We start from the raw sequence: 23,631 nt of genomic DNA, 5'->3' as shown, positions 1-23,631 counted from the left end.
GGTTCCTCCTCGACCTCCGCGGACTCGTCCACGGGCTCGGGCGTCACCTGCCCCCATGCCGGATGGTCCAGTTCGGCGGCAGCCGACGGGGCGTTCTCGATGGCGGGCGGGGCAAGGGCGCGGTCCAGAAGGCGTTCGAGAAACATCACAGCCCCCCGATCAGCAGGTATTCCCTTCGACGGCGGGGCGGAACCGCAAGGATCTCGGCCTCGCTCCACCCATAGGCGGTTGCCAGATGATGCACCTCGCGCAGCAGCCGCCGCGCGGCGAGGAGAATGTCACCCCACAGGCAGGCGGCGATGTCGAAAGGGGCGTCCCAAGCCGTTCCGCAGTCCGGGCAGGCCAGCGTCAGGACGATTTCCGCGTCGGGATCGGCCTCGTGCAGCGCCACTGACGCGGCCTCGACCAGCGCGGGCGGCAGCGGATCGGGCAAGGGGTCGAGCGCGCATCTGCGCACCAGCGCCTCGACGCGTCCCGAGGCAGGCCCGGCCAGCACCCGCGCGATGTCGCGCGTGGTCGGCGACCGCAGCCGCCACGTGCCGCCTTTCATGCGGACCATGGCCAGTTCGGCCGGCGGGCCGTCGGATTGCATGCGGTCCAGGTCCAGGTCCAGTTCGACCCGCGCGGCGCATCTGGGGCAGTTAGCGGTGCAGCGCATCCGGCTGCCGAAAAGCCGCCGTCGCAGCCCGATCAGGGCCTGGTCGCGGCGGCCCACCGGCAGGCTGTCCGCAGGATCGCCCGCCTCGCCCATGCCCGCGCGCAGGGCGTCGAGCAGCACTGCCGGCTTCAGCGGCAGCGGCGCGCTCCCGACGCGGTCCCAGACCTCCAGCAGCGCGCTTTCGGCGAGTGGGGTCATGCCGCCGGCTCCTCGAACGAAGGCTCGCGCGGCTCGGGCACGTCCTCGTCCACTTCCCAGCCCTCGTTCTCGATCTTGATCGACTGGATGGCGGTTGCCGAGGACGACGCCGACAGGTCAGGCAGCGCCCGGAACTCGCTGACCCAGGCGCGATAGATCTTGTAGGCCAGCGCCAGCTGCCCGGCCTCGTTGAAGAAGTTCAGGATGATGTCCTTTCGGAAATCGGCCAGCGACGATTCCGCCCCCGGACCCGCGCCGAAGTTCCAGACCTTGTTGGCCCAGCGCAGGAAGGCCGTGTCATGGGTCACGCCGCGTTCCAGCGTGATCGGGGCGAAGGTGGTCTGCCCCGGCATCTTGCGCGGGGTCGCGGGGTCGCCGCCTTCGCGGAACTCGATCACCGAGGTGGTGCGGGTCAGCGCGGTGACCTTGCTGAGGCCGGCGACGGTTTCGCCGTCGATGACGACCTGAAAGCGGAAGTCCTTGTAGGGATCGAACCTCTGCGCGTTGACGGTGAAACGGGGCATGGCCCTCTCCTCAGGTCTCGGCCTGCAGGTTCATCAGCTGCAGGCTCAGGATCACGAACTCGGCCGGTTTCAGCGGGGCGAAGCCGACCAGCACGTTGACGATGCCCAGATCGATGTCGGCTTGCGGGTTCGTCTCGGCGTCGCACTTGACGAAGAAGGCATCGCGCGGGCTTGCGCCCTGGAAGGCGCCCTGCCGGAACAGGCGCGACATGAAGGATGTCGCCGCCAGCCGGATCTGCGCCCACAGCCGCTCGTCATTCGGTTCGAACACCGCGAACTGCAGGCCGCGCAGCAGCGAGGCCTCGATGTTCAGCGCGGTCCGGCGGACGGGGATATAGCGCCAGTCGGGCGACAGGATGTTCGCCCCCTCCAGCGTGCGCGCGCCCCAGACCACCGTGCCGATATTGTCGAAGACCCGGATCGCGTTCAGCCCTTCGGGGTTGATGAGCCCGTTTTCGGGATCGGTCAGCCGATAGTCGAGGTCGCCCACCCCGCGGATGCTGGCGACGATACCGGCAGGCGCCCGGAACACGCCGAAGGCGCCGTCGGTGCGGGCATAGATCCCGGCCACCGCGCCCGACGGCCCGACGCTGCGCAGCCGGTTGCCGTCCAGCGGATCGGCGATGCGCAGCCGCGGAAAGTAGACCGCGGCGTTGCGGTGCCTCAGTCCCGCCGCCGCCAGGTCACCGATCCAGCCCAGCGCGTCGTCGATGGTGTCGACGTCGGGCGGCGGGTCGATCAGCAGGAAGGCGAAGCGCTCTTCGCAATAGGGTTCGGCGGCGGCCATCACCTGGGTCAGGTTGGTGATCGCCCCCGGCCCGTCCAGGCGCGAGGCCTCGGGAATGCAGAGGATGTTGAACACGTCCGCCGCTTCCAGCGCGAAGATGCCGCTGCGCGCCGCGCGGCTGCCGGCAAGCGCAAGCGCCGTGGCGCCGGTATCGTCGACGCCGGGGGTGGCCGCGCCGCGGAACGCGGTGGCCGCGCTGCCGCTGCCCACGACATACTGCTGCATGTTCTCGGTCACTCCGCCGCCGACCAGGCCGATGTTGGCGCCAAGATCGCCGGTGGTGTCGGCAAAGGAGACCACAGCCTCGGGGTCGTAGTCGGCACCGGTGCGCCCGAGAAGCACCCGCAGGGCGCCCCCCGCCAATTGCACCGAGGCTTGCGACCACATCATGTCGGTCGGCCGGGCTGCCCGGATCAGGCTTTCCAGCAGCGCCCGCACCTGACCCATCGTCGCGGGCATGTCCGCCGCCGGGATGGCAAGCGTTTCGGTGACCGCGCCCGCGCCCGTGGTCACGGTCATCTCGATCTCGCTGTCCCCCGCCGCCGCGGCGCCGGGATCGGTCCCGCCGAATCCCTGCGTCCCGGTCGGCACCGGCCGGGACGCAGAGGCGCCTTGCGTCAGCTGGATCATGGTAGAGCCGTCGTTGACGACCGGCACCGCATAGTTGGTCGCGGTCGTCGTCATGCTGAGATTGCGGAAGGTTTCCGTTCGCAGCACCAGAGACCGGCCGGCCTCTCGCCGCACCTCGCTGACGGAAAGGTTGAACTCGGTGGCCGGATCCGACGCGGCATGATCGACGTCGATCCTGAGGTTGTCCCCCCATCGGCCCGGGTTCTCGACGGAAGCGTCGCCGATCTGCTGTCCGGCGGTCGCGGTCAGCGCGGTCACATTGGCGTCGTCCTGCAGGATCACGTCCGAGGCACCGCCGCCCGGCGCGACCCGAACGATCAAGGCGTCGCCGCCGCCGTTCTGGAAGAACTGCGCGACCGCATAGGTAGTCTCGCGGTCGCGCTCGAGCCCGCCGAAGTTGCGCTCGAAATCGCCCTGGTTGAAAACGCGGACCGGCACGTTCTGCGGCCCGCGGGCGAAGCGGCCCACGAATGCGGTGACCGAGGTCGGCAGCCCGGCAATCGTGCGGGCGCCGCTGGGCAATTCCTGCAAATAGACGCCAGGGTAGGTCGGATTGACTGGCATGGTGGCCTCGCCTCAGGAGAGTTGCGATTTCCCGGTCCGTAGGTCTGCCGAAAGAAATGAACTCTGCACGAATGGTGCAGTCGCGCCATCTCGAGGGACAGTGGCGGCGGGCTCCAGTTCCAGTGTTTATGCTATTCCCGCGACGTGATTCGCGCAACAGGAGGTTGTTCCCTCGGCGGGGCAACCACGTTTAGCCCGATTTCGTCAGTTTAGGACGGCGACGGATTGGTTTTTCGTGTCCTCTGGCTGGCTGTGTAAACTTGCAGGAGCAGGAGCAGAAATTTCCGGAATATTTGTGTCGCAGGATCCGCCGATGCGAAGATCAATCAAGCTCCCGGTCAGTGGATTTCCAATCTGCAGCCCTAATGCGATCCACATCCGCAACGCTTCGAAGGCCATTTTCACGTAAATACATCTGCGCCAGACCGCTAGGATCTGTTGACAAAAGGGATTCACCAAGCGCGCTGATCGTGATTCAAGCTGGTATCTGCAATGGAGACCAGCGTGGCACGAGACCTGATGTCGGACGACGAGTGGGCGTTCTTTGAACGCTTCATCCTGGCTGTCCGTGCTCCGAACGGCCGCAAGCCCACGAACCATCGGCTTGTTCTGGATGGGGTTTTCTGGATCGCACGAACGGGCTCGCCCTGGCGCGACCTGCCCGAGGAGTTCGGCAAATGGTCGTCTGTCTATCGCCAGTTCCGGCGGTGGACCCTGTCCGAGCGCATCTACCTTTGAGCACCACCAACGGGCGACCCGCAGCGGTCGGCCCATAGCCGACACTCGGTCTCGACACATGCTACCTGACAGCATTCCCATGGATCACGTCACCCGACGCGGCCAGCGAGCAAGACCTTCTGGCGGGCCGTAGGGGCGGCCCCGGACGCCGCCAACGCACCGCAGGCGTCCCAGGCGCAGCTAGCGCGCGTGACGGTGAAACCTGCGCAGTTAGATCTGTGCGCCTGTTCGGCGGCCTATCGGTTGTTTTGCGCGCCGGACTGGACGCCCAGCCCTGTCCGGGCCGCGCCGGCTGTGCGTCCGCTGATGCCATGGGCCTCCGCCCCGACCTCTGCCAGCCGCTCTTCTCCTGCCCCAAAGCGCCAGGCCACTGCGCGTTCGGGACTGTAGCTGCAGAAGGTGCCAGTGCGCAGGCTGTGGGCGAAATGGCGGCCGAGTTCCGGGTGGGCGGTCTCGATGCGGCGGGTGGCGTGGCGGATGCGCCAGGTGACGGTGGTGCGGGCCCGTTCCGCAAGGCTGCCCAGCCGGCGGCTGCGCCCGCCAAGGCCCAGGGCCTGCGACAGCGCCGACAGCAGGGTCTCGAACTCTTCGCGCAGGCGCTCGGCGCGGCCAGCGTCATTCATGTCCTCGGCCTCACCGATCTCTTCCTGCAGGTCGCGCAGGCGGGCCTTGATCGCGGCGCGGGCGGTATCGTCCAGCACCGCGTCGTCGCCATGCTCGGCCGGCAACCGCTCGGCAAGGTCGAGGCAATGAATCTCCTGCCCCGGGCTCTGGATCAGGCGGCAGATGTCACCCAGGCCCTTGAGGTCGGGCAGCAGGGCGCGCCTGCCATCATAATCGACAAGCCAGCCCTCGCCCAGCCGAACGAAGCGCGACATCGTCGCGGTTTCTGCCGGCGCCGGCCCCGTCGGCAAGGGTGCATTCAGCAGGCGGAAGCCTTCAACCATGAGTTCCACCTGAGCCTCGCTGCGGAAGGGGTTGATGTCGAAGAACCAGCGCAGCGGCTCGTCCGGCTTCGGCAGACGGCCGAAGAGGATCTTTTCGGTGAAGCTCCTCTCGAACTCGGCAAAATGCGCGCGCGCCTCGTCAAATCGGCCGAGATGGGCCAGCGTCACAGCCCAGAAGGCGGCAGTATCGACGAAGTTCGGCCCCTCGGCGCGCGACGCCAGCTCGGCGGCGGTGGCGAAGTCGCCCGCCATCAGGTGCACCATGGCCGCGATGCCCGGATAATAGCCGGGGTGATAGGGATTGAGCCGCATCGCGCGCGCGGCGTTGAGAATGCCGACCTCGGGCCGGCCGAGATAGGCGTCATATAGCGACTGCGCGATCAGCAGTTCCGGGTCGCTGGGGCAAAGCTCGAGCGCGCGGTCGAAATACCACGAGGCGTGTTCCCAGTCGCGCCGGAACAGCAGGATCTTGCCAAGGATCTGGTGGGGATAGGGGTCACGGTCGTCCAGCGTAAGCGCGGCATGGGCGGTGGCATAGGCGCGGCCTGCGGTCTCCTCGAAGCATTCCCAGAACTGGCAACTGAACTCGTTGAGCCAGCTGAGCGCGATCCCGGCATGAGGCCGGGCAAAGTGCGGATCCAGCTCGATGGCGCGCTGGAACAGCGCGCGTGCGGCTTCGTCGGCTTCGAAGGTGCCTTCGCGCAGCCGTTGATAGCCGTGAAGGGTCAGCATCCAGGCGGTCATGTCGGAGGGTCGGCGGCGCGCCTCGGCCAATGCGGCCTGCTCGATCCGGACGTTCAGCGCGGCGGCGATGCGCGCCACCACGTCGTCCTGCAGATCGAACAGGGCCTCGGCCGGCACGTCGAAGCGCTCGCTCCAGATCTGGCTGCCGCCCGCGGATTCGACCAGGTGCCCGCTGATGCGGAAGCTGGGTCCTTGGCGACGCAGGCTGCCGCGCAGCACATGGGTCACGCCCAGGCGGTCGCGGATCTCGGCGTCGGTCAGTTCCGCGACAGCGACGCCCGCGCTCCATGACAGGACCTGCAGGGTGGGAAAGCGGCTCAGTTCACCGGTGATGTCTTCCAGCAGTCCCTGCGCAATCGCCGCGTCGTCCCCCGAGCCGCCCGGGGTCCGCAAGGGCAGGACAACCAGAACCACGCTCCTGCGCATCGGAAGGGTCCGATCGAAGAGGACACGTGAACTGTGCGCTTCTGAAAACCGCAGGTCAATCCGCCCGTGAGGCGCAGTCCCTCACACCCGTGAGGGACAACCTTACGCCCTTTGATCAAGGCAGCGGAATGGCCGCGGCCGCCAGACAGGAAAAAAGGACCATGACCACCCCACGTTACCGCGACGCCCTGCCGCAGCTTTCCGGCCGGCGGATGCTGACCGACAGCGGGCTGGAAACCACGCTGATCTTCCATGACGGCATCGATCTGCCGCTGTTCGCCTCTTTTGCCCTGCTGGCCAGTGCCGATGGCAGGGCTCGGCTGCGCGGCTATTTCGACCGCCATGCCGAGATCGCCGTATCGCACGGCATTGGCTTCATCGCCGACACGCCCACCTGGCGCGCAAGCCGCGACTGGGGCGAGAGGCTGGGCTTTGATGCCGTGGCGCTCGCCCGGCTGAACCGCGAAGCGGTGCGGATGATGTTCGCCCTTCGCGACCGGTGGGAGAGCCCCGCGACCCCGGTCGTTGTCAGTGGCAACATCGGCCCGCGCGGTGACGGCTATGCGCCCGACAGGATGATGACCCCCGAGGAGGCGCAGGACTATCATGCCCAGCAGGTCGAGACCTTCGCCCGCGCGGGCGTGGACATGATCACCGTCATGACGATGACCCATGCGGGCGAGGCCATCGGGATCGCCCGTGCGGCGAAGGCCGCGGCGGTGCCGGTCTCCATGGGCCTGACCGTCGAGACCGACGGCCGGCTTCCCACCGGCCAGCCGCTGGGCGAAGCGATCCAGGAGATCGACGGCTCGGGCGCCGCCCCGACCTATTACATGATCAACTGCGCCCACCCTGACCACTTCCGCGACGTGCTGGCGGCAGGTGGCGCGTGGCGGGACCGCATCCGGGCCATCCGTGCGAATGCCTCGCGCAAGAGCCACGCCGAACTGGACGAGGCGACCGAACTCGACGCGGGCGACCCGCATGGGCTGGGTGCGGACTATGCCGGGCTGTTGCGGCTGCTGCCGAACCTCAGCGTGTTCGGCGGCTGCTGCGGGACCGACCACCGCCATGTCGCCGCGATGGCCGAAGCCTGCATTGCGGAGGCAGCCTGAGCGCAGGGCTTGGTCCACTGGCTCGCCGACCAGCTTCATCGGAAGCCAGCCCACCTTCAAGGGGAGATCCGACCCATGCCGACCACCCTGCCGCAACCGACGACGGCCCTTTCCGACCCCATGCCGCCGCCCGGCAATCCCTCGGCGGTCCCCCTTGATTTCGAGCGGTGGGGCAGCGGTCCGCCGCTGGTTCTCGTCCATGGCTGCTTCAGCGACCAGCGGACGAACTGGACCCACGCGAAACCGCATCTCGCGCGGCACTTCACGGTCTACGCAATCGCACGCCGCGGGCGGGGCGCGACGCCCGGAGTGGCGGGATACGGCATCGAGGACGAGATGGAGGATGCCGCTGCCTTGATCCGGCAGATCGGCACGCCGGTCTTCCTTCTCGGGCATTCCTACGGGGCGCATGTCGCGCTGGGGGCCGCGGCCCTGGTCCCGGACATGGTCCGCAAGCTCGTCCTTTATGAAGGGCCCTGGCCCAACCTCATCGATCCCCCGGCGCTTGCGCGGCTTGAAGCCCATGCGGCCTGCGGCGATTGGGAGGCGTTCACCGCAGCCTTCTTCGGTGAGGTTCTGGCCGTCCCGCCCGAGATCCTCGAGCCGCTGCGCAGCACCGAAGACTGGGCCGCCGCGGTCGCCGATGCGCCGCAGTCGCTGCACGACCTGCGGGCCCTGGCGCGCCACGACTTCGACCCCGAACGCTATGCCTTCCTGCCGATGCCCGTCCTGCTTCAGGTCGGGACCGAAAGCCCGCCCGAATTCTGGGTCACGGACGCCCTTGCCGCGACCCTGCCCGACGCGACGCTCGGACCCCTGGCCGGACAGGCGCATGAGGCGATGACCACCGCACCCGAAGACTATGCCGCCGCCGTGCGCCGCTTTCTCGAAGCCTGACACGGTTCCTCACCGCTTCGGCCCCTGCGCCGCTCAATGCCACAAGCAATGGAGAGAGACATGTTCGACACCACCCGCCGCCGGATGATGGGAGGAGCGCTTCTTGGCGCCGGGACCGTCCTTGGCGGCCTTGGGCTCGCCGCCCGGGCCCAGACGCTGACCACCAAGGGCCGCATCCTGCTGGACGGATACACCGACCTGCCGAGGGGCCTGATCGAAGCGGTGAACTTCCCGCTGATCGAGGCGATCCACGGCCGCCGGTCGCGCCGCTTCGCCAAGGGCGCCACGATCCCGGACGGGCCGCTGGCCTTCACCTCGCGCCATGACCCCGCGCCGCTGACCGACCTTGAACAGATGATCCTGCTGTCCTCGGTCGCGGGCAACACCGGCTGGCTGAACCTGTTCGCCTTCAACCGGAACTATGCGCCGAAGATCCCGAACTACCAGGGCGCGGCGGGCGGCCGGACCTTTCCCTCCTCGGCCGGCTTCCACACCAGCGAGATCTTCTTCACCGACGACAACGGCACCTACTTCCTGCCGACACGCGACATGCATCCGGTGACGCAGGGGCCGGAAACCGACCTGAAGGCATGGGTCGAGGCGCACCGGGCACGTATCGTCAAGCTGTCGGACCAGCGGCTGAACCTTCCGCGTGAGGCCGCGCATATGGAGATGCACAACACCTGGTGCGCGAACGTGCCCGGCAGCACGCTGGTGATCCCGGTCGCCGACGTGGCCCAGCACATGGTGCTGACGCTCGCCTATCTGGTGCAGAACGGCGCCTGCATCTACGACGACATCAATGGCCGCCCGATCCCGGGGATGGAGCGGTTCGCCGACCTCGTGGCCGTGGACACGCCCTATCCGTTAAGCTTCGTCGAGCAGTTCGCGCTGACCGAAACGACCGTCGAGATCGCGACCTCGTGCTATGCCGGCGCGTTGATGCTGCAGGCGCTGGGCCTTGGCGGGTGGATGTATGACGGGCTCAACGCCTTCAGCGTCCTGGGCGCCAGCGGCGATCCCGCGGTGCCGGGCCTCGGCTTCCACTCCTTCACCATCGAGGGAAAGCCGCTTCCGATCGTTACCGGCTTGCCGGGGGTGTTCGAGGGCCACTGCCCGCCGCATTTTCCCGACATGGCTGCTGCGGTCGAGGCGGTGGTTGCGCGCAAGTTCGGCACCGGAGGCCCCTTCAATCCAGCCACGCCCGGTCCCTACAAGGAAACTCCCACGGTGCGCGGGGCGGCGGCGGCGATGGACGCGAGGTTCGTCGAATGCGTGACAACGATGGCCGACTATATCCACGCGACCTTTGGCCGCTTCCCGGCAACCGTGCCGCCGATCTTCGCGCTGATGTATCTGCAGGCGCACCAACTCGACACCGAGTTCTACGACCGGCACTTCGCTCCCGGCGCCTATCTGCGCACCCACAGCGAGCACGACCGGAACTGGGCGTGACGGTGCCGGATCCGATGGCTGAATCAGCCTGGCGGGGTGAGAGGGTTCCTACTGCGCGCGACGAACCAAAGGAGGTGATCGCGGCAATGATCCATCTGCTCGTCAACGATGGCTACAATCGTGCGCCTATCACGTGGAAAGCAGTGCACCACGTGCGAATGTCTGGTTTGAGAAAGCTGCCATGCAGCATCGAGTCAGCCATGACCGGCAGCTAAGGGCCGTCCTGCACGACCAACCGGCGCAGCCATCTTGCGTTCATCAGTCCTGCCGACCGCCTGTTGGTCTCGGTCGACCGGTATGATCCGCTCCGGTCGACCCATCGGCGACGATCACATGGCGGGCATGGCTGTGATATCGGTCAGGTCGCCCTCGATGCCCTCCAGCATTCCGGTCTCGGTGGCTTTGCCGGTTTCCAGGTCGACGGCATGGATCGTGCCGACCGCGACCAGCCAGGCCATGTTGGTGCCGTCGGCGCTGGTCTGGATGTCGAAGGCCGGGGTGGTGTCGTCCAAGACAGTGCCCAGCTTGCCGACCGCCGCCAGCGTGCCGTCATTGGGCGAGGTCTGGCGGATCAGCGCCCCGATGGTGGTGTCGATGTCATACATCGCTGTGGCCTCGGGCTTGCCGAAGCTGTTGGTATAGGCCGCCGCGGCGATCATCGGCGCCTCGCCTTTGTGCATGTCCCCATCCTCGAAGGCCAGGCTGCCGTCCACCGTCACCTCGCCCGTATCAACGTTGACGCGGTGGTTGGTGGTGCCGGTCATCAGCCGCAGCCGGTCGGCCATCGGGTTGAAATCGACGATCACCGGCATGTCGGCCATGGGCAAGGGGGTGTTCATGGTCGAAAGCTCGGTCGCGGCGCCGGTCGCGGGGTCGATGGTGACGATCCTGTTGTCGCCGGTGACGCCGACAAGGGTGTCGTTGCCGGGGCGATGGTCGATGCCCAGCAGCATCTCGGCACCGGTCACCGGCACCATCGAGACCTCGGCCGGCGTCTCGCTGTCGAACATCACAAGGGTCTTGCCATCGACAAGACCGACCATCGGGGCGGCAAGGCCGAGGCCGGTCGAGGCGCCAAGGGTCAGGGTCGCGACAACTGCGGTGCGGAATGCGGACATGGGTCGATCCTTTCGGGGTGCGCGGGCGGCGACGTGCCGCCCATCACACCCAAGGACACGGCGGCCTGCGGGTTTGGATGCAGGCGTCAGGAAAAAACTTCACGCCGCATCGGGTGGCGGGTTTCCCGTGTCATTGCGACATGGGAACCCGACGGCTGGATCATCTGCACCCGCCCGTGCCACCATGCCCGCGACAAGGGGAGGCACGGGCATGAAGGCATCCGCCGCCGCGGCGATGGACGGAGCTGTCGATCTGGCCGATGCGCTGGGGCGCTGCGCCCGTGGCGACCAGGGGGCCCTGCGGCTGATCCTCGAGGCCGAGGGCGGCCGGCTTCTGGGCATCGCCCAGCGGATGCTGCAGCGGCGCGACCTGGCCGAGGAGGCCGTGCAGGACAGCATGGTCCAGATCTGGCGCAAGGCCCACCAGTTCCGGGCCGGCGACGGATCGGCGCGGGGCTGGATCTTTGCCATCCTGCGCAACCGCTGCCTGAACATCCTCCGTGACGGCCGGCGCCTGGACAGCCTGTCACCCGAGGCGCTGACCGCCATGCAGGATGCCCGGCTGCACGCCGCGGGTGCGGGCCTGGATGCGCTTGGCGACACCGTTGCGCTGAAGGACTGCCTGTCCGGGCTCGAGCCCCCGACGCGTCGCGCGATCCTGCTGGCTTATGTCGGCGGCTTCAGCCACGGCGAGATCGCCGCCATCCAGTCCGTGCCGCTGGGCACCTGCAAGTCCTGGATCCGGCGGGGCCTGGACCTTTTGCGGAGGTGCCTGGCATGAGCACGGATATGGACAGCCGCGCGGATGCCTTCGTTCTTGGCCTTCTGGACGAACGGATCGAAGCGGAACTGGAGGCGGCCTTGGCCGATGACCCGGCTTGGACCGCAGCCGTCGCGCGTGCCCGCGACAGGTTGCTGCCCTTGGACATGACTGCGGCGGAGCTGCCGGGCGCTGCGACCTTGTGGGACCGCATCGCTCCGCAGCTGGGGCACGCCGAGCTGGCAAGACCATCCGCGCCCGCACCTGCGAACGACGCGCGACCGCCACGACGCTGGTTGCCGGTAGGCATCGCTGCGGCAGCCGGCGTTCTGGCCGGGGCGCTGCTCGGCGCCTCATGGTTTTCCGCTGATCCGGTGGTGATTGCCGTGCTGATGGACGACACGGACAATCCTACCGCCGTGGTCGAGGATTTCGGCGCCTCCGACGCCCGGATCCGCTTTGTCCGTTCCGTCGCCGTTCCGGAGGGACGGCAGATGCAGGTCTGGACGCTGCCATCGGCCGAAACGGGCCCGGTGTCGCTGGGCCTGCTGATGGACGCCACTGGAGCCGACCTGGACCCGCCGCGCTTGCCCGCGCCCGCCAACGGCCAGCTTTACGAGATCACGCTGGAACCGCTCGGCGGCTCACCTACTGGCAGGCCGACCGGAGCGATCCTGGCCAAGGGACTGGCCGCGCGGCAGGACGGGGTCTAGGCAGGCCAACGTTGCAGGCAAGTCGGCCCGCAGGCGCATGAAATGTTGCCAGTGTGAATCAGCCTCGCTGTAACTCCGGTCCCTTGGTGGCCTCACACCCTACCGACACACTTGCAAAGCTTAAACTTGAGAGCCGGACCGACTCTTCGTCACTCGGGCTCACCAGATGCCGGGACGAGGACTAAACAGCGAGCGGCCAACTTCGTCCGGCAACGGACCGTGCAGGCACAAAGCTGCCGCTCCGGCGATCATTGTCGGCTTCGGGCAAGCTGTGGCGCCTTCGTCGGCCCGGCCGGCAGCTATGGGCCGAGGTTGTGTGGAAATTGCTGCCCGAAACGGAAAGAGCGTTTTTGCCGTTTGAGCGAGCGCCGTGTGACGGCTGCCGAGGTCAGCCAGCGGGGCGATCGCGCATTCAGAGAACATGCGAACGGGCAAGGGCGAGGCGTGTGGTCACGAAGCGCTCTCGCGTCCAGCCGCAGTCGATAACCAGACGGCGCCAGCTGGAGATGTGGGTGGCGTTCCAGATCTCCTGTGCCGCCTCGGTGGGCGCAAGGCCGTACCTCAGCCGCCCTGCCTCGGCGACCCGCCCTGCAAGCCGCTGGAAGCCTGCAAGCAGGGCATGAACCAGGCGGTCGTCGATGGCGGCCTTGGCCTCGGGATCGGTCAGTGCGGCGGCATCCAGCAGGATGGCGACCGGATAGACCTCCGGCAGGTAGTCCAGCCAGACGGCCGTGTAGTCCAGAAAGGCCTCGACGGGGTCGCCTTCACCGCGGGCATGGGAAATCAGGCGCGCGACATGGTCGGTCTGCTCGTCCTTGTGCCGCACCATGGCCGTCAGCAGGCCGGTGCGGTTGCCAAAGGCATAGAAGACCGTCTGCCGGCTGACCCCGGCGGCCGAGGCGATCTCGGCCTGACTGACATCGACCCGCCCCTTGTCGGCGATCAGGGTCCAGGCGGCCTCCAGGATCGCGGCCTTGGTGGTGTCAAGGATCGGCTTCGATTTCATTTTACAAGCGTTAACCAGAATGCTATTTTACAGACGTTAAACGATCATGAGGAGAATGTCATGATCCTTGACCCTGCACGTCCCCGACCGCTCGCCGGCACCGTGACTTGGCCGTCCGGCTGAGCCGGGCCTTCATCTTGGAAAGGCAGTAACTCGGGCCGCCCATCCAGCCCCGCTTCCTGCCATTCTTCATCGTCGCATCGACCGACCATCCCCGCGGGCCTCCGCCGCGGAGAACCGTCCCCGTCATCCCGGTGCCCCGGCACCGCTTCCCCAGCCCGAGGACCGTGGGGCCCGGGCGCGGCCGGCTTCCGCATGGGCCCGGCCTTCTGATGCAAGGATCGACACCATGGCCAACATCTTTGGCAACAACGCCGACAACCTTCTGCTCGGCACCATCGACCCGGACCTGATCCTCGGCCTGGGAGGCAACGACACGCTGGTGGGCGGCCAGGGTGCCGATCTTCTCGACGGCGGCAGCGGCATCGATCTTGCCAGCTATGCGGCCTCCTTCCAGGGAGTCACGGTGAACCTCGTCGGCGGGACCGGCCTGGGCGGCACTGCGGCCGGCGACCGGCTCGTTGCGATCGAGAATGTCACGGGATCGGGCTTCAGTGACAGCCTCGGAGGTAATGCAGCCGGCAACACCCTCAACGGCCTTGGAGGCAACGACAGGCTGGCGGGCCGGGGCGGGGCCGATACCCTCTCGGGAGGCTCGGGCAACGATATCCTTGATGGCGGAAGCGGCGCCGACCGGATGATCGGCGGCGCTGGCAACGACATCTTCATCGTCGATCGCGCGAGCGATGTGGTGGACGAACAGCGCGGCACGGGGATCGATGCCGCGCAGTCGTCCCTCTCGATCGACCTCTCCTCGGCGCAATTCCTTGGCGCGGTGGAGAATGCGACCCTGACCGGCACGGCGGATGTCGATGCCATCGGCAACACCCTTGCCAACACCCTGCGGGGCAACGCCGGCAACAACGAGATCGATGGCGGGTCTGGCGCCGACTGGATGATCGGTGGCGCGGGGAATGATGCCTATGTCGTGGACAGCGCAGGCGATGTCGTGGACGAGGGCGCGCCCGGATCGGGCGGCACCGACGTCGTCATCTCCTCCGTGACCTTCAACCTGCGAGGGGCGCAGGTCGCCGGAACGCAGGATGCTGTGGAGGATCTCGTCCTGAGCGGGCGGGTGGCCATCAACGGCCTGGGCAACGGTCAGGGCAACCGCATGGTCGGCAACTCTGCCGCCAATGTCCTGACGGGATTTCAGGGCAATGACGTTCTTTTCGGCGGCGGAGGGGCCGACACCTTCGTCTTCCAGGCGGCCCTGAACGCGGCCACGAATGTCGACACGATCACCGACTTCGATGTCGCGCAGGACAGCATTCGGCTCGAGAACCTGTTCATGCAGGCGCTTGGCACGGGCACTCTCGCGGGCTCCGCCTTCCGCATCGGCGCGGTGGCCGCCGATGCCTCGGACCGCATCATCTACCAGTCGAGCAGCGGCAACCTTCTGTATGACGCCGATGGCACCGGCGCCGCGGCCGCCGTCCGCTTCGCCACCCTCGACGCGGGATTCGCGCTCACCAGCGCGGATTTCTTTGTCGTCTGAGCCAGCAGGAGGGCCGCGGGACCTCGCTCTTCCCCCGCTACCCGGACAGCGCGACAGGCGTAGCCTAGAGCCCCTGCCGGACATGGAAGGCCGAACACCGATGGAAAACGCGTCCGCATGGCGATGGATGGCAACCGGAGCCGCCACGCTGGCCTCGATCTGCCTTCTCGACGCCGTCGCTGCGGCGATGGGCGCTCTCCTTGTCGTCTCGGATGTCCTGACGGGCGCTTCGTTCGCGCAGGCATCGGGGCTTCTTGTCGTCAGCTATCTCGCTTGGGGTATGGCGCTGAGACCCGCGCTTGCCGCCAACCGGGACATTTTGGAACGCGAAGGCATCAGCACCTGCCTTCCCTCGAAGCTGGCGCACGGATTCGCGCTCCGCTGGGGACTCGGTCCGGCCGGGCGCCGCCTCGCGGCGTCGGCAGGCTATGTGGGAACGGAACTTGCCAAGGAGGCGCCCTATTACCTGGGCGCGTCCGGTGCCGCGCTTCTGACCGAGGCCGTCACCTCGCGCGATGCGCTGGCGTTTCTGGCCGGGGCGAACCTGGGAGCTGCCGCCTATGAGTATGGCCTCGCGCGGCTTCTGCGCGCCTGGCTCGGGCGTCGGTCGCCCCGCACCTTCGCCTCTTTCGAAACCGACTGGAGTCCGGCAGCCTACCTTGCCGACTACTACCGCAGCGTGGAGGCGGATGAGAGGCGCACGATCGCGTTCCTGGTCGATGCTGCCCGCCGGTTGCCCGATGCACGGCACATCCTTGTCTTCGGCGTGGGCCCGACCTTGCACCATGTCTTCCCGCTGGTGCCCAAGGCCGCCGCGATCGACCTCTGCGACGTGCTGCCCGCCAACCTGTCCGAGATCGAACGCTGGATCGCCATGGATCCCGACGCGCATGACTGGCGCCCCTTTGTCCGGGAGGCCTTGGCCTGCGAGGGCGGAAAGACCGATGCATCGGCCGTGGCCCGCCGCGAGGCATCGGCCCGGTCCCGGATCGGCGGGCTGCGTCTAGCGGACCTGCGTGATCCGGTGCCATTGCCCGGCAGCCGGCGCGCCTATGATGTCGTCGTCAGCGCTTTCTGCGCCGACTCGGCCACCGACGATCTGGACACATGGGCGCTCTACATGCGGCGCATCGCGGGGCTTGTCCGTCCGGGCGGTGTCTTCCTCGTGGCGGCACTTTCCGGGTCGCACGGCTACCGTGTCGGTGGCCGGCTGTTCCCCAGCGCCGGCGTGACGGAGGTGGACATGCGGAGGGTGCTGGCGCCCTTGTCCATGCGCCTCGATGTGGAAACCTGCCTTCTGCCCGAACAGGCGGGGCATGGGTATGAGGCGATCATCCTGGCAGAGGCGCGCCTGAACTTCGCGCCTCTGCCGACGCTCACCCCGCCAGCAAGCGCGCGAACCTGTCCGCCGGCAACGGGACCAGCTTTGAAAGGCCCTCCCCCCATGCCATGACGCTCCGCTCACGCGTGCGGCAGGACGCGAGCGCCCTCTGGCTCACCCCGCATAGCCACCGCCGGCGAGGTAGGCCGCCTCCTCGGGTGTCGTGGCTCGACCAAGGATGGCATTGCGGTGAGGGAACCGGCCGAAGCGCCGGACGATGTCGCGGTGGCGGCGTGCATGGTGCGCACTTTCGGGCAGGAACGCCTCGGCCAGCGTCACCGACCGCTCCTGATCCTCCAGCCGTTCCGAATGGCCGAAGGGCAAGAGCAGAAACACCCCCAGATCCGGCGGAAGCCTCGCCAGATGGCCGAGCACGAGAGCCTGCTCTGCCACGAGCCGCGCCATCGGGTCGGTGGCATACATCCACGGCGTGCCGCGAAAGGAGTTCCTCGGATACTGGTCGAGAAGCAATGCCAGCGCCAGCGCGCTTTCGGGCGCGACAGCCCAGTTCGCCAGCGCCCCCTGGACGGCCTCGCTGTAGGCTGCGGCAAAGCGATCCCGGAACAGGACATCGAACTCCGGGTCCTTGGCGAACCATTTCTCCTGCCCGGCGTCGCGCCAGAACGAGACAAGGGCACGGGCGTCCTCCGGCACGGCAGAGTCGATCACAGCGCCCGCATCGGGCGTCGCCTGAATGTTCATCCTGATCTCCTGGGTGGGGCCCGGCCGATCTGTCGCCGGGGCAAGCCGGAAAATCTCATTCGCGGGACGCTGAGTCGAATGATACGATTTCACCGACATGCTGAACGAGGTTGATCTCTCCCGGGCCGACCTGAACCTGCTCGTCATCTTCGAGGCGGTGATGCGCGAGCGGAACGTCGGCCGGGCTGCGGCGCGGCTGAACCTCACCGCTTCGGCCGTCAGCCATGGGCTGGGCCGGCTCCGGCGTCTCCTCAACGATCCCCTGTTCCTGAGAACGCCGAAGGGCGTCGTCCCGACCGACCGGGCAGAGGAACTGGCCGTGCCCATCGCGGACATCCTCGCCCGGATCCGTGGCGTGGTGGCCATGGCCGAGCCCTTCGATCCCAAGACCTCGACCCGCCGCTTCATCATCGGCGCGCCGGACGGCATCGCCGCCGTGCTTGCGCGAAAGGTTCTGGAGGGGATCGAACGCGCCGGCCCCGGGGTCGGCATCGGCCTGCGGCAGCTGATGGTCGGCCGCAGCCGTCTTTATGATCGCGTCTGGGACGACCTGTTGCAGCCGCTGGAAACGCGCGAGATCGATCTCGCCATCCTGCCGCTGAAGGAGGTTCCGGCGCGTTTTGCGGCCCGCGTGCTCTACCGCGAGGATTTCGTCGCGGTGTTCCGCGAAGGCCATCCCTTCGCCGCCGAGCCGAGCCTCGATCATTACTGCAGGCTGCGGCATCTGCTGGTTTCGGAAACGGCTGATTTCTTCGGCTTTGCCGACGACATGCTGGAAAGGCTCGGACGCCGGCGCGAGATTGCCGTGACGGTGCCGAACTTCATGATCGGTCTGGCCGTTCTCGCCGAAACCGACCTGATCGGCGCGATGCCGCGGCACCTTGCGGCTATCCAATGCGCGCGCTTTGCCCTGGTGACCGCAGAGCTGCCGCTGCCGGTGGAACCCTGGGACATCTGCCTGGTCGTGCCGAGATCCGCCCTCATGGATGCCGGCACCGCCTGGCTTTACGACGCCGTCTTCACGAGCTTCCGGGCAGCCGCCGATGCGGACGCAAGCGCATCCGCTCCGCGTGATTGAATCGCCGCCCCGCGCCGGTTGGCACGCCCGCTCCTGAATGCGCTTCAGCGATACGCTGAGATATCGTCGCTGGCTTCATCTCCTCCCCGGCGTGATCCTGTTGCGGGCCGGAGGCGGCAACCCGCCGTCTCGACCATCCGCCTTGCCTGGGGGAGGCATCACATGGCGACCACATATCCGCACGCCCCGGCGCCGGTCATCGCGGGACCGGAAGACGCTCCGATCGCGGCGTCAGGGCAGACCCTTGTCCTTCACGAATGGACCATGCCGGGACCTTCCTACCTCCACATCCATCGATCCGACGATGAAGCATGGCATGTGCTGGAAGGCCTTCTCCGCTTCCGGCTGGCCGACCGGACCTTCGACGCGCCCGCGGGCACATCCGTGTTCGTGCCCGCGGGAGTGGCGCATACCTATTCCTGCCCGGTGCCAAGCCGTTATCTCATCGTCCTGACACCAAGGCTGGACCGGCTGATCTCCCGGTTGCTGGCGCTTGCCGATCAGCGGGACGTGGCACGTGTTCTGGCGGAGCATGACACGGAGATCGTCGGCCAGCCCGTTCCGATGCCCGCTGGTGCTGGACAGGTGGCGCAGTCCTGATCGGAGCAAGGGATGTTCAGTGCGAGCCAAGTGAGGAGGCATCGGGGCGTTCTTAGTAGCCTGCATTACTGCTCTGGTCGTGCGCTCATCGTGCACAAAGATCGATGCACCAGGTGCAAATGGCTGGCTTGGGAAAGCTGCGCTGCAGCATGAAGGCCGGCACGAATGGCAGCTAGGGGCTGGACTCGGCACCCGCCCCCTTTTTTCGCAGGCACGGCGGCACTGCCGCGGGAGGCCCGGCTGCGGTCCAACTGCCCCTTACCCGCTAGGCGCTCCAGCAGCACGCGATGAAGCCCGGCCCAGACACTGGCCACCTGCCCGTCCCGCAGCCGCCGCCAGCAGGTCATGCCGGAGCAGCCGAACTCGCGCGGCAGCATCTCCCAAGAAATGCCGGACCGCAGGACGAAGATGATGCCAGCCAGGGCCCGGCGATCGTCGCATCGGGGGCGGCCGTCCTTCGGCTGGGGCCGCTGCTTCGGCAGCAACGGGGCAATCACCGCTCACAGATCATCGGATACAAGGGCCTTGCTCATGGCCCCTCAGCGCACGAAAGCCGGTTATGTTAGGCGCTCAACGGAACGCGTCTGATCTGCATTTCAGCGCTGTGGGAGAGGCCGAGTTGCGGCGCGGCGCGGCTCTCCTGCCGGCGGGCAGGCGCCGCGATCGCCTGATGGCAGAGATCGACGTCATGGACCTGGAGGATCTCGCCGGTCGGGTGCTGCCCTTTGACAGCGCCGAAACCGTTCGGAACCTTTCGATCCGTCCTATGGGATCCTTCTATGGGGCGTCTTCATCTGGGAGTGCCTTCGAGAAGGTCATCAAGAACCGACATCCGTCTTCGGAACGGTCCAGCCGGAACGTCCCGCCCATGCGACGCATCGCCGTCTCGCAGATCGAAAGGCCAAGACCGCTGCCGGCTCGCCCGTCGTCCGAGCCGCGCGCGAAGCGGGCGAAGTCGCGCTCGCGGACGCGGAGCGGCAGTCCGGGGCCCGTGTCCTCGAAGGTGACGGTGCCGTCCTCGCCGGCGCGGACCATCACCTGCGTTCCGGCCGGGGTGTGCTTGCGGACATTCTCCAGCAGGTTGCGCAGCACAAGCGCGATCAAGGTCGGATTGCCGATGACCGGGACCGGCCTGTCCAGACCGTCCGCCTCGACCAGCCACCCCTCCGACACGAGACGCGGCGCGGCCTCCTCCAGCACCTGCGCGACCGCCTCGGACAGGTCGAGGGGCGCGAGGTGCAAGACGGCGCCGCCGTCGAGACGGGCGATGTGCAGGAGCTGCTCGAACAGCCGCGCCATCGCATCGACGTCGCGTATCGCCGCGTTCCGGTCCGCACCCGGCGGCATCCCCTCCAGCCGCAGGCGGAGATCGGCCAGGGGCGTCCGCAATTCATGGGCGGCGTGGATGGAAAAGTCGCGTTGGGCGGCAGCCCCTGCCTGAATGCTGTCAAGGGCCTTGTTGACGGCCGCGATGAAGGGCTGAACCTCGGCCGGCGCGCCGTCGTCGCCAAGGCGCTCATGGCGGAGGTTCTCGAACGTGATCCGTTCCGCCTGGGCGGCAGCGCGCCGCAGACCTCCGAGGCTGACGCGGACGGTCGCCACGGCCGCAACGATCGTCACTGCCAGCAGCAACAAGGCGGCCCAGCCCATCTCCCCCAGGAACTGGGCGAAGAAGGTGTTGGCCAGGGCGTCCACGTCCGAGCGCGCGCGTGCCACGCGCAGCCAGACGCCGGCCTCCGGTGCGTAAAGTTCTCCAATGAGCAGAGGGCCGGAACCGTCCAATGCGGGTCCGCTCGACAACACGGGCGTCGAGGTTTTGGGACCGGGCCGGCCAGCCGGGGCCATGGCCGCCGAGCGGTCCAGAACGCGACCCTCCGCATCGACGACCGCGTATCCGTAGATCGGTCGGGTGCCCGTCAGAAGGCCAGTGTAGGGCGGGTCCAGATCCTGCGTCGTTTCCGCAGGTCGCTCGAAGGCTATGGAGCCGTCGGCCCTGCGCTGGACCAAGGCGACCCAGTCCTCGACCTGCGAGGACAAGCCGCGCTCCTCGATCGCGAACTGCTCGCCCCTGAACTCCAGCATCAGGACCATCCCGGCGGTGAACACGGTCAAGGCCGACACTGCGGTGACGATGACGGCCAGCCGGACATCAAGGCGATAGGTTTGGCTCACTTCGGGACCTCGACCAGCAGGTAGCCAAGGCCGCGCAGCGCTTTCAGCTCGACGCTCGCGCCCGCACCGGAAAGCTTCTTGCGCAACCGGTGGATCAACGTCTCGACCGCGTTGTCGGACCATTCGCGATCGAAGGCGAAGAGATACTCGCCCAGCCGGCGCTTCGGCGTGATCCGGTCCCCGGCGCGCAGCAGCCGTTCGAGGACGGCGTGTTCGCGGGCTGTCAGCTGCACCGGCCGGTCCCCGACGATGAGGGTCGCGCTTCGGGGCGTGTAGATCAGGTTGCCGATCCGGAACTCGGGCGCGGCCGGGTCGCCGGTGCGCCGTCCCAAGGCCCGCAACCGCGCCAGAAGCTCGTCTGTCGCGAAGGGCTTGACCAGATAGTCGTCGGCCCCCGCGTCAAGGCCCGCCACGCGGTCCCCGATCTCGTCGCGCGCGGTCAGCATGATCGTGGGCGTCGCCAGCCCTGCGGCCCGGACCGTCCTGACCAGCGCCCGGCCGTCCCCGTCCTCCAGCATCACGTCGATGATCGCCAGATCATAGACGGCCAGGGTCCATGCCGCCTCGGCGTCCGCAATCGATGAAAAGACGTCCACTGCATGCCCCGCCTCTGCAAGGCGGGAGGCCAGGGCCTGGGCGAGTGGGCGATCGTCTTCCACCAGAAGGACACGCATCCCGCTTTCTTCACGGGCCGGCCCTGGCAGGTCAATGCGGATTGCAGGCGGCCGATCGCGCGTCACTGGCCCGCGTCTGCGACAGGCCGATTTGTCGCGCCCTGCAAGCTTCGTGCAAGCCACGCGATCTACGCGTCGGGGCATGACACCTGTTCCCATCCTGCCAGATCTGCTCGCCCGATCCCGGTCCGCGATCGCCGTTCCGAAGGCCCCGCTCACGGTCTTGGCCCTAGCCTTGGTGGCGAGCAGCGGGTTCTTTCATGTCTTCCCCGGCGTCGATCTGTCGGTCTGCCGGTGGTTTTATGATGACGTCGAGGGGTTCGTGCTGGCGAACAGCCCCCCGCTCCGCGCGCTGAGGTCCAGTGCGACCTGGATCATGCGCGGCGTTGTGCTGCTGGCACTTTTCCAGCTAGCGCGTCACGCTTCGGCAGGTCGCATGGCGGAACACGGGGCGGGCCGGTGGCTCTGGCTGTTGTCCTGTCTCGTGTTTGGCCCCGGCCTTCTGGTGAACGGGTTTCTCAAGGAGCACTGGGGCCGGCCGCGACCGAGGGCGACGGTCCTCTTCGGCGGCGAGGCGCCGTTCCAGAAAGTCTGGGTCATCAGCGACTGGTGCGACAGCAACTGTTCTTTCGTCAGCGGCGAAGCCTCTACCGCCGCCTGGCTGGTGGCGGCGGCCTTGATGGCGCCCCGCCGGATCCGGACGACCGTCACGGTGCTGGCGTCGATCTACGCCTTTGCCGTCTCGATCAACAGGATCGCCTTCGGAGGCCACTACCTGTCCGATGTCGTGCTGGCCTGGCTGCTTTGCGCGCTCGTCTTCATGGCCCTGTCCCGCCTCATTCAAACCACAACCGCAGCAAGCTTCGAACCGGGAGCGATTGGGGTCATGGGCTTCATGAAAAAGAAGAAAGGCAGGACGGATCGTCGCCAACCCTGAGAGCGCCTTGCGAAACCGCTGGTCACGCCTTGAAGGGCTACCCTTGTATTCGATGATCCGTGGAAGGTCATTCGGAAGGATGTGGGCCGGTGTGACGGCAACCAGGGGGCGCCCCGACCGAAGTCCCGCTTTGCTTCGGTCCGTCGTGCCTCGGAGAATCGATTACACGCTGATTGCCGTGGTGTAAAATCCGGCTTGGGCGGGGATCAGGGGAAGGGAGAGGTCCATGAAGCAGGCATCTTTGGCCGCGGCAGTGGCGATCGCCACGCTGACGGGGGGCGCGGGCTCGGCGTCCGCTCAGACGCTTCCGATGGAAGACGTCTACCTCAAGGGTTTTGGTGGCGCGACCTGGCCGTCGGACCTGGACACGACGCTCATCGAGGACGGGGAGCAGATCGCCCTGCCGAGCTTCGACCATGACACCGGCTATACCCTGGGCATCGCGGTCGGGGCGGCCGTCACGCCGAACCTCTCCGTGGAGTTGGAATACGCCTACCGCAAGGCCGACTTCACCGTCAGGGACCGGGCTGAAGGCGATCAGACCGACGGCGACACCTCGGCCAAGGCGCTCATGGTCAATGTGCTTTACATGTTCGACGGTATGGGCCCGACCGGGGCGGTCCAGCCCTATCTCGGCGCAGGCATCGGCGCAGCCAATGTGGAGAAGAGCGCCGGCGGCCAGGATTTCGATGCCGACAGGTTGCTTGCCTACCAGTTGATCGGCGGCGTCGGTTACCAATTGAACCCGAATATGAGCATCTTTGCCGAGGGACGCTGGTTCCAGACGGAGTCGGACAGGTTCGAAGGCCCAGCCAACGAGAGCTTCGACGGCAAGTTCGAGACCTTCGACCTGCTCGTCGGGATGCGCTTTGCCTTCTGACGAAAACTAACCGGCGGGCGCCCGGCTTGCCTGTGCCAGCGAGACGCCCCGATCCATCGCCAGCTTCACGCCTCGATCATGAACTCGCGGCTGAACTTCCGCCTCGTCATGTGTGGTCTCCGGTCCCTTGGTCACGATCTTATTGAACTGGCCCCTGTTTCGACCGGACACCTGGGCATAGCCATGGAGGCCTAGGCTCAGGACCCATTGTCTTCATGGCCAGAACATGACGGTGGCTGCGAGGGGTCGACGCATGCGTCGACGGCCGACAGGAAGACCTTCGGGCATCTGTCGTATCGGGTTGCCATG

20 protein-coding genes and 2 pseudogenes are annotated in these 23,631 nt (G+C 67.3%); 12 read left to right on the top strand and 10 right to left on the bottom strand.

The features are described from left to right. Window positions 1–145: 145 nt before the first annotated feature. From ACFFII_RS11615 to ACFFII_RS11605, 3 genes are read right to left on the bottom strand one after another with little or no spacing between them, the layout of a single operon-like run. Window positions 146–856 (bottom strand): hypothetical protein, encoded by a 711-nt coding sequence (locus ACFFII_RS11615; RefSeq protein WP_377699044.1) that lies wholly within the window; start codon window positions 854–856, stop codon window positions 146–148. Continuing rightward, a complete protein-coding gene (locus ACFFII_RS11610) occupies window positions 853–1,380 on the bottom strand; it encodes a phage tail protein (protein ID WP_377699043.1) in 528 nt (175 codons plus the stop codon). The genes ACFFII_RS11615 and ACFFII_RS11610 overlap by 4 nt, the downstream gene beginning before the upstream one ends. Window positions 1,381–1,390: 10 nt before the next feature. After that, window positions 1,391–3,361 (bottom strand): phage tail sheath C-terminal domain-containing protein, encoded by a 1,971-nt coding sequence (locus ACFFII_RS11605; RefSeq protein WP_377699042.1) that lies wholly within the window; start codon window positions 3,359–3,361, stop codon window positions 1,391–1,393. Window positions 3,362–3,853: 492 nt separating this feature from the next. Between ACFFII_RS11605 and ACFFII_RS11600 the strand changes: the two are divergent. Continuing rightward, a pseudogene (locus ACFFII_RS11600) lies at window positions 3,854–4,081 on the top strand (transposase); the annotation flags it as partial. A gap of 254 nt (window positions 4,082–4,335) precedes the next feature. Here ACFFII_RS11600 and ACFFII_RS11595 read toward each other — a convergent pair. Then, complete coding sequence (locus ACFFII_RS11595; RefSeq protein WP_377699041.1) at window positions 4,336–6,216, bottom strand: hypothetical protein; 1,881 nt, start codon at window positions 6,214–6,216, stop codon at window positions 4,336–4,338. 161 nt (window positions 6,217–6,377) lie between these two features. On the opposite strand from ACFFII_RS11595, the gene ACFFII_RS11590 reads away from it, so the two are divergent. The 3 genes from ACFFII_RS11590 (at window position 6,378) to ACFFII_RS11580 (ending at window position 9,683) form a co-directional block, all read left to right on the top strand. Further along, on the top strand, window positions 6,378–7,331 hold the full coding sequence (locus ACFFII_RS11590) for a homocysteine S-methyltransferase family protein (RefSeq protein ID WP_377699040.1): 954 nt from the start codon (window positions 6,378–6,380) through the stop codon (window positions 7,329–7,331). Between the two features lie 75 nt (window positions 7,332–7,406). After that, window positions 7,407–8,228 (top strand): alpha/beta fold hydrolase, encoded by an 822-nt coding sequence (locus ACFFII_RS11585; protein WP_377699039.1) that lies wholly within the window; start codon window positions 7,407–7,409, stop codon window positions 8,226–8,228. Window positions 8,229–8,288: 60 nt separating this feature from the next. After that, window positions 8,289–9,683, top strand: coding sequence for a hypothetical protein (locus ACFFII_RS11580; RefSeq protein ID WP_377699038.1), 1,395 nt, complete (start codon window positions 8,289–8,291; stop codon window positions 9,681–9,683). A gap of 329 nt (window positions 9,684–10,012) precedes the next feature. On the opposite strand, the gene ACFFII_RS11575 is transcribed toward ACFFII_RS11580, so the two are convergent. Further along, window positions 10,013–10,801: a DUF4394 domain-containing protein gene (locus ACFFII_RS11575; RefSeq protein WP_377699037.1), complete on the bottom strand. Its 789-nt coding sequence runs from the start codon at window positions 10,799–10,801 to the stop codon at window positions 10,013–10,015. A gap of 211 nt (window positions 10,802–11,012) precedes the next feature. On the opposite strand from ACFFII_RS11575, the gene ACFFII_RS11570 reads away from it, so the two are divergent. Both ACFFII_RS11570 and ACFFII_RS11565 read left to right on the top strand, forming a co-directional pair. Beyond that, a complete protein-coding gene (locus ACFFII_RS11570) occupies window positions 11,013–11,582 on the top strand; it encodes a sigma-70 family RNA polymerase sigma factor (RefSeq protein WP_377699036.1) in 570 nt (189 codons plus the stop codon). Then, window positions 11,579–12,274 carry an anti-sigma factor gene (locus ACFFII_RS11565; RefSeq protein WP_377699035.1) on the top strand — a complete coding sequence of 232 codons (696 nt, stop codon included), beginning with the start codon at window positions 11,579–11,581 and terminating at the stop codon, window positions 12,272–12,274. The genes ACFFII_RS11570 and ACFFII_RS11565 overlap by 4 nt, the downstream gene beginning before the upstream one ends. A gap of 412 nt (window positions 12,275–12,686) precedes the next feature. Here the strand turns inward: ACFFII_RS11565 and ACFFII_RS11560 are convergent, their stop codons facing one another. Then, window positions 12,687–13,280, bottom strand: a complete 594-nt coding sequence (locus ACFFII_RS11560; RefSeq protein ID WP_377699034.1) for a TetR/AcrR family transcriptional regulator — start codon at window positions 13,278–13,280, stop codon at window positions 12,687–12,689. 349 nt (window positions 13,281–13,629) lie between these two features. On the opposite strand from ACFFII_RS11560, the gene ACFFII_RS11555 reads away from it, so the two are divergent. After that, a complete protein-coding gene (locus ACFFII_RS11555; RefSeq protein WP_377699033.1) occupies window positions 13,630–14,898 on the top strand; it encodes a calcium-binding protein in 1,269 nt (422 codons plus the stop codon). A 127-nt stretch (window positions 14,899–15,025) separates the two neighbouring features. Continuing rightward, window positions 15,026–16,351 (top strand): guanitoxin biosynthesis pre-guanitoxin forming N-methyltransferase GntF, encoded by a 1,326-nt coding sequence (gene gntF, locus ACFFII_RS11550; RefSeq protein WP_377699032.1) that lies wholly within the window; start codon window positions 15,026–15,028, stop codon window positions 16,349–16,351. A 42-nt stretch (window positions 16,352–16,393) separates the two neighbouring features. On the opposite strand, the gene ACFFII_RS11545 is transcribed toward gntF, so the two are convergent. Further along, complete coding sequence (locus ACFFII_RS11545; protein ID WP_377699031.1) at window positions 16,394–16,981, bottom strand: DUF924 family protein; 588 nt, start codon at window positions 16,979–16,981, stop codon at window positions 16,394–16,396. Window positions 16,982–17,078: 97 nt separating this feature from the next. Here ACFFII_RS11545 and ACFFII_RS11540 point away from each other — a divergent pair, with 97 nt between their 5' ends. Then, window positions 17,079–18,059, top strand: a complete 981-nt coding sequence (locus tag ACFFII_RS11540; protein WP_377699030.1) for a LysR family transcriptional regulator — start codon at window positions 17,079–17,081, stop codon at window positions 18,057–18,059. 162 nt (window positions 18,060–18,221) lie between these two features. Beyond that, complete coding sequence (locus ACFFII_RS11535; protein ID WP_377699029.1) at window positions 18,222–18,659, top strand: cupin domain-containing protein; 438 nt, start codon at window positions 18,222–18,224, stop codon at window positions 18,657–18,659. A gap of 194 nt (window positions 18,660–18,853) precedes the next feature. Here ACFFII_RS11535 and ACFFII_RS11530 read toward each other — a convergent pair. The 3 genes and pseudogenes from ACFFII_RS11530 to ACFFII_RS11520 all read right to left on the bottom strand — a co-directional run. Further along, window positions 18,854–19,156: pseudogene (locus tag ACFFII_RS11530) on the bottom strand (transposase); the annotation flags it as partial. 280 nt (window positions 19,157–19,436) lie between these two features. Next, window positions 19,437–20,831 carry a sensor histidine kinase gene (locus ACFFII_RS11525; RefSeq protein ID WP_377699028.1) on the bottom strand — a complete coding sequence of 465 codons (1,395 nt, stop codon included), beginning with the start codon at window positions 20,829–20,831 and terminating at the stop codon, window positions 19,437–19,439. Further along, on the bottom strand, window positions 20,828–21,505 hold the full coding sequence (locus ACFFII_RS11520; RefSeq protein ID WP_377699027.1) for a response regulator transcription factor: 678 nt from the start codon (window positions 21,503–21,505) through the stop codon (window positions 20,828–20,830). The genes ACFFII_RS11525 and ACFFII_RS11520 overlap by 4 nt, the downstream gene beginning before the upstream one ends. 142 nt (window positions 21,506–21,647) lie before the next feature. Between ACFFII_RS11520 and ACFFII_RS11515 the strand changes: the two genes are divergently transcribed. Both ACFFII_RS11515 and ACFFII_RS11510 read left to right on the top strand, forming a co-directional pair. Then, complete coding sequence (locus tag ACFFII_RS11515; RefSeq protein WP_377699026.1) at window positions 21,648–22,442, top strand: phosphatase PAP2 family protein; 795 nt, start codon at window positions 21,648–21,650, stop codon at window positions 22,440–22,442. Window positions 22,443–22,668: 226 nt separating this feature from the next. Continuing rightward, entirely contained in the window at window positions 22,669–23,322 is a 654-nt protein-coding gene (locus ACFFII_RS11510) for an outer membrane protein (protein ID WP_377699025.1), read from the top strand. The last annotated feature ends 309 nt before the right edge of the window (window positions 23,323–23,631 follow it).

The sequence above is a fragment of the Paracoccus niistensis genome, assembly GCF_042432925.1.
Taxonomy (GTDB): Bacteria; Pseudomonadota; Alphaproteobacteria; order Rhodobacterales; family Rhodobacteraceae; genus Paracoccus; species Paracoccus niistensis.
Note: the sequence above shows the minus strand (reverse complement) of the source record. Positions and strands in the feature narration are given on the sequence as shown.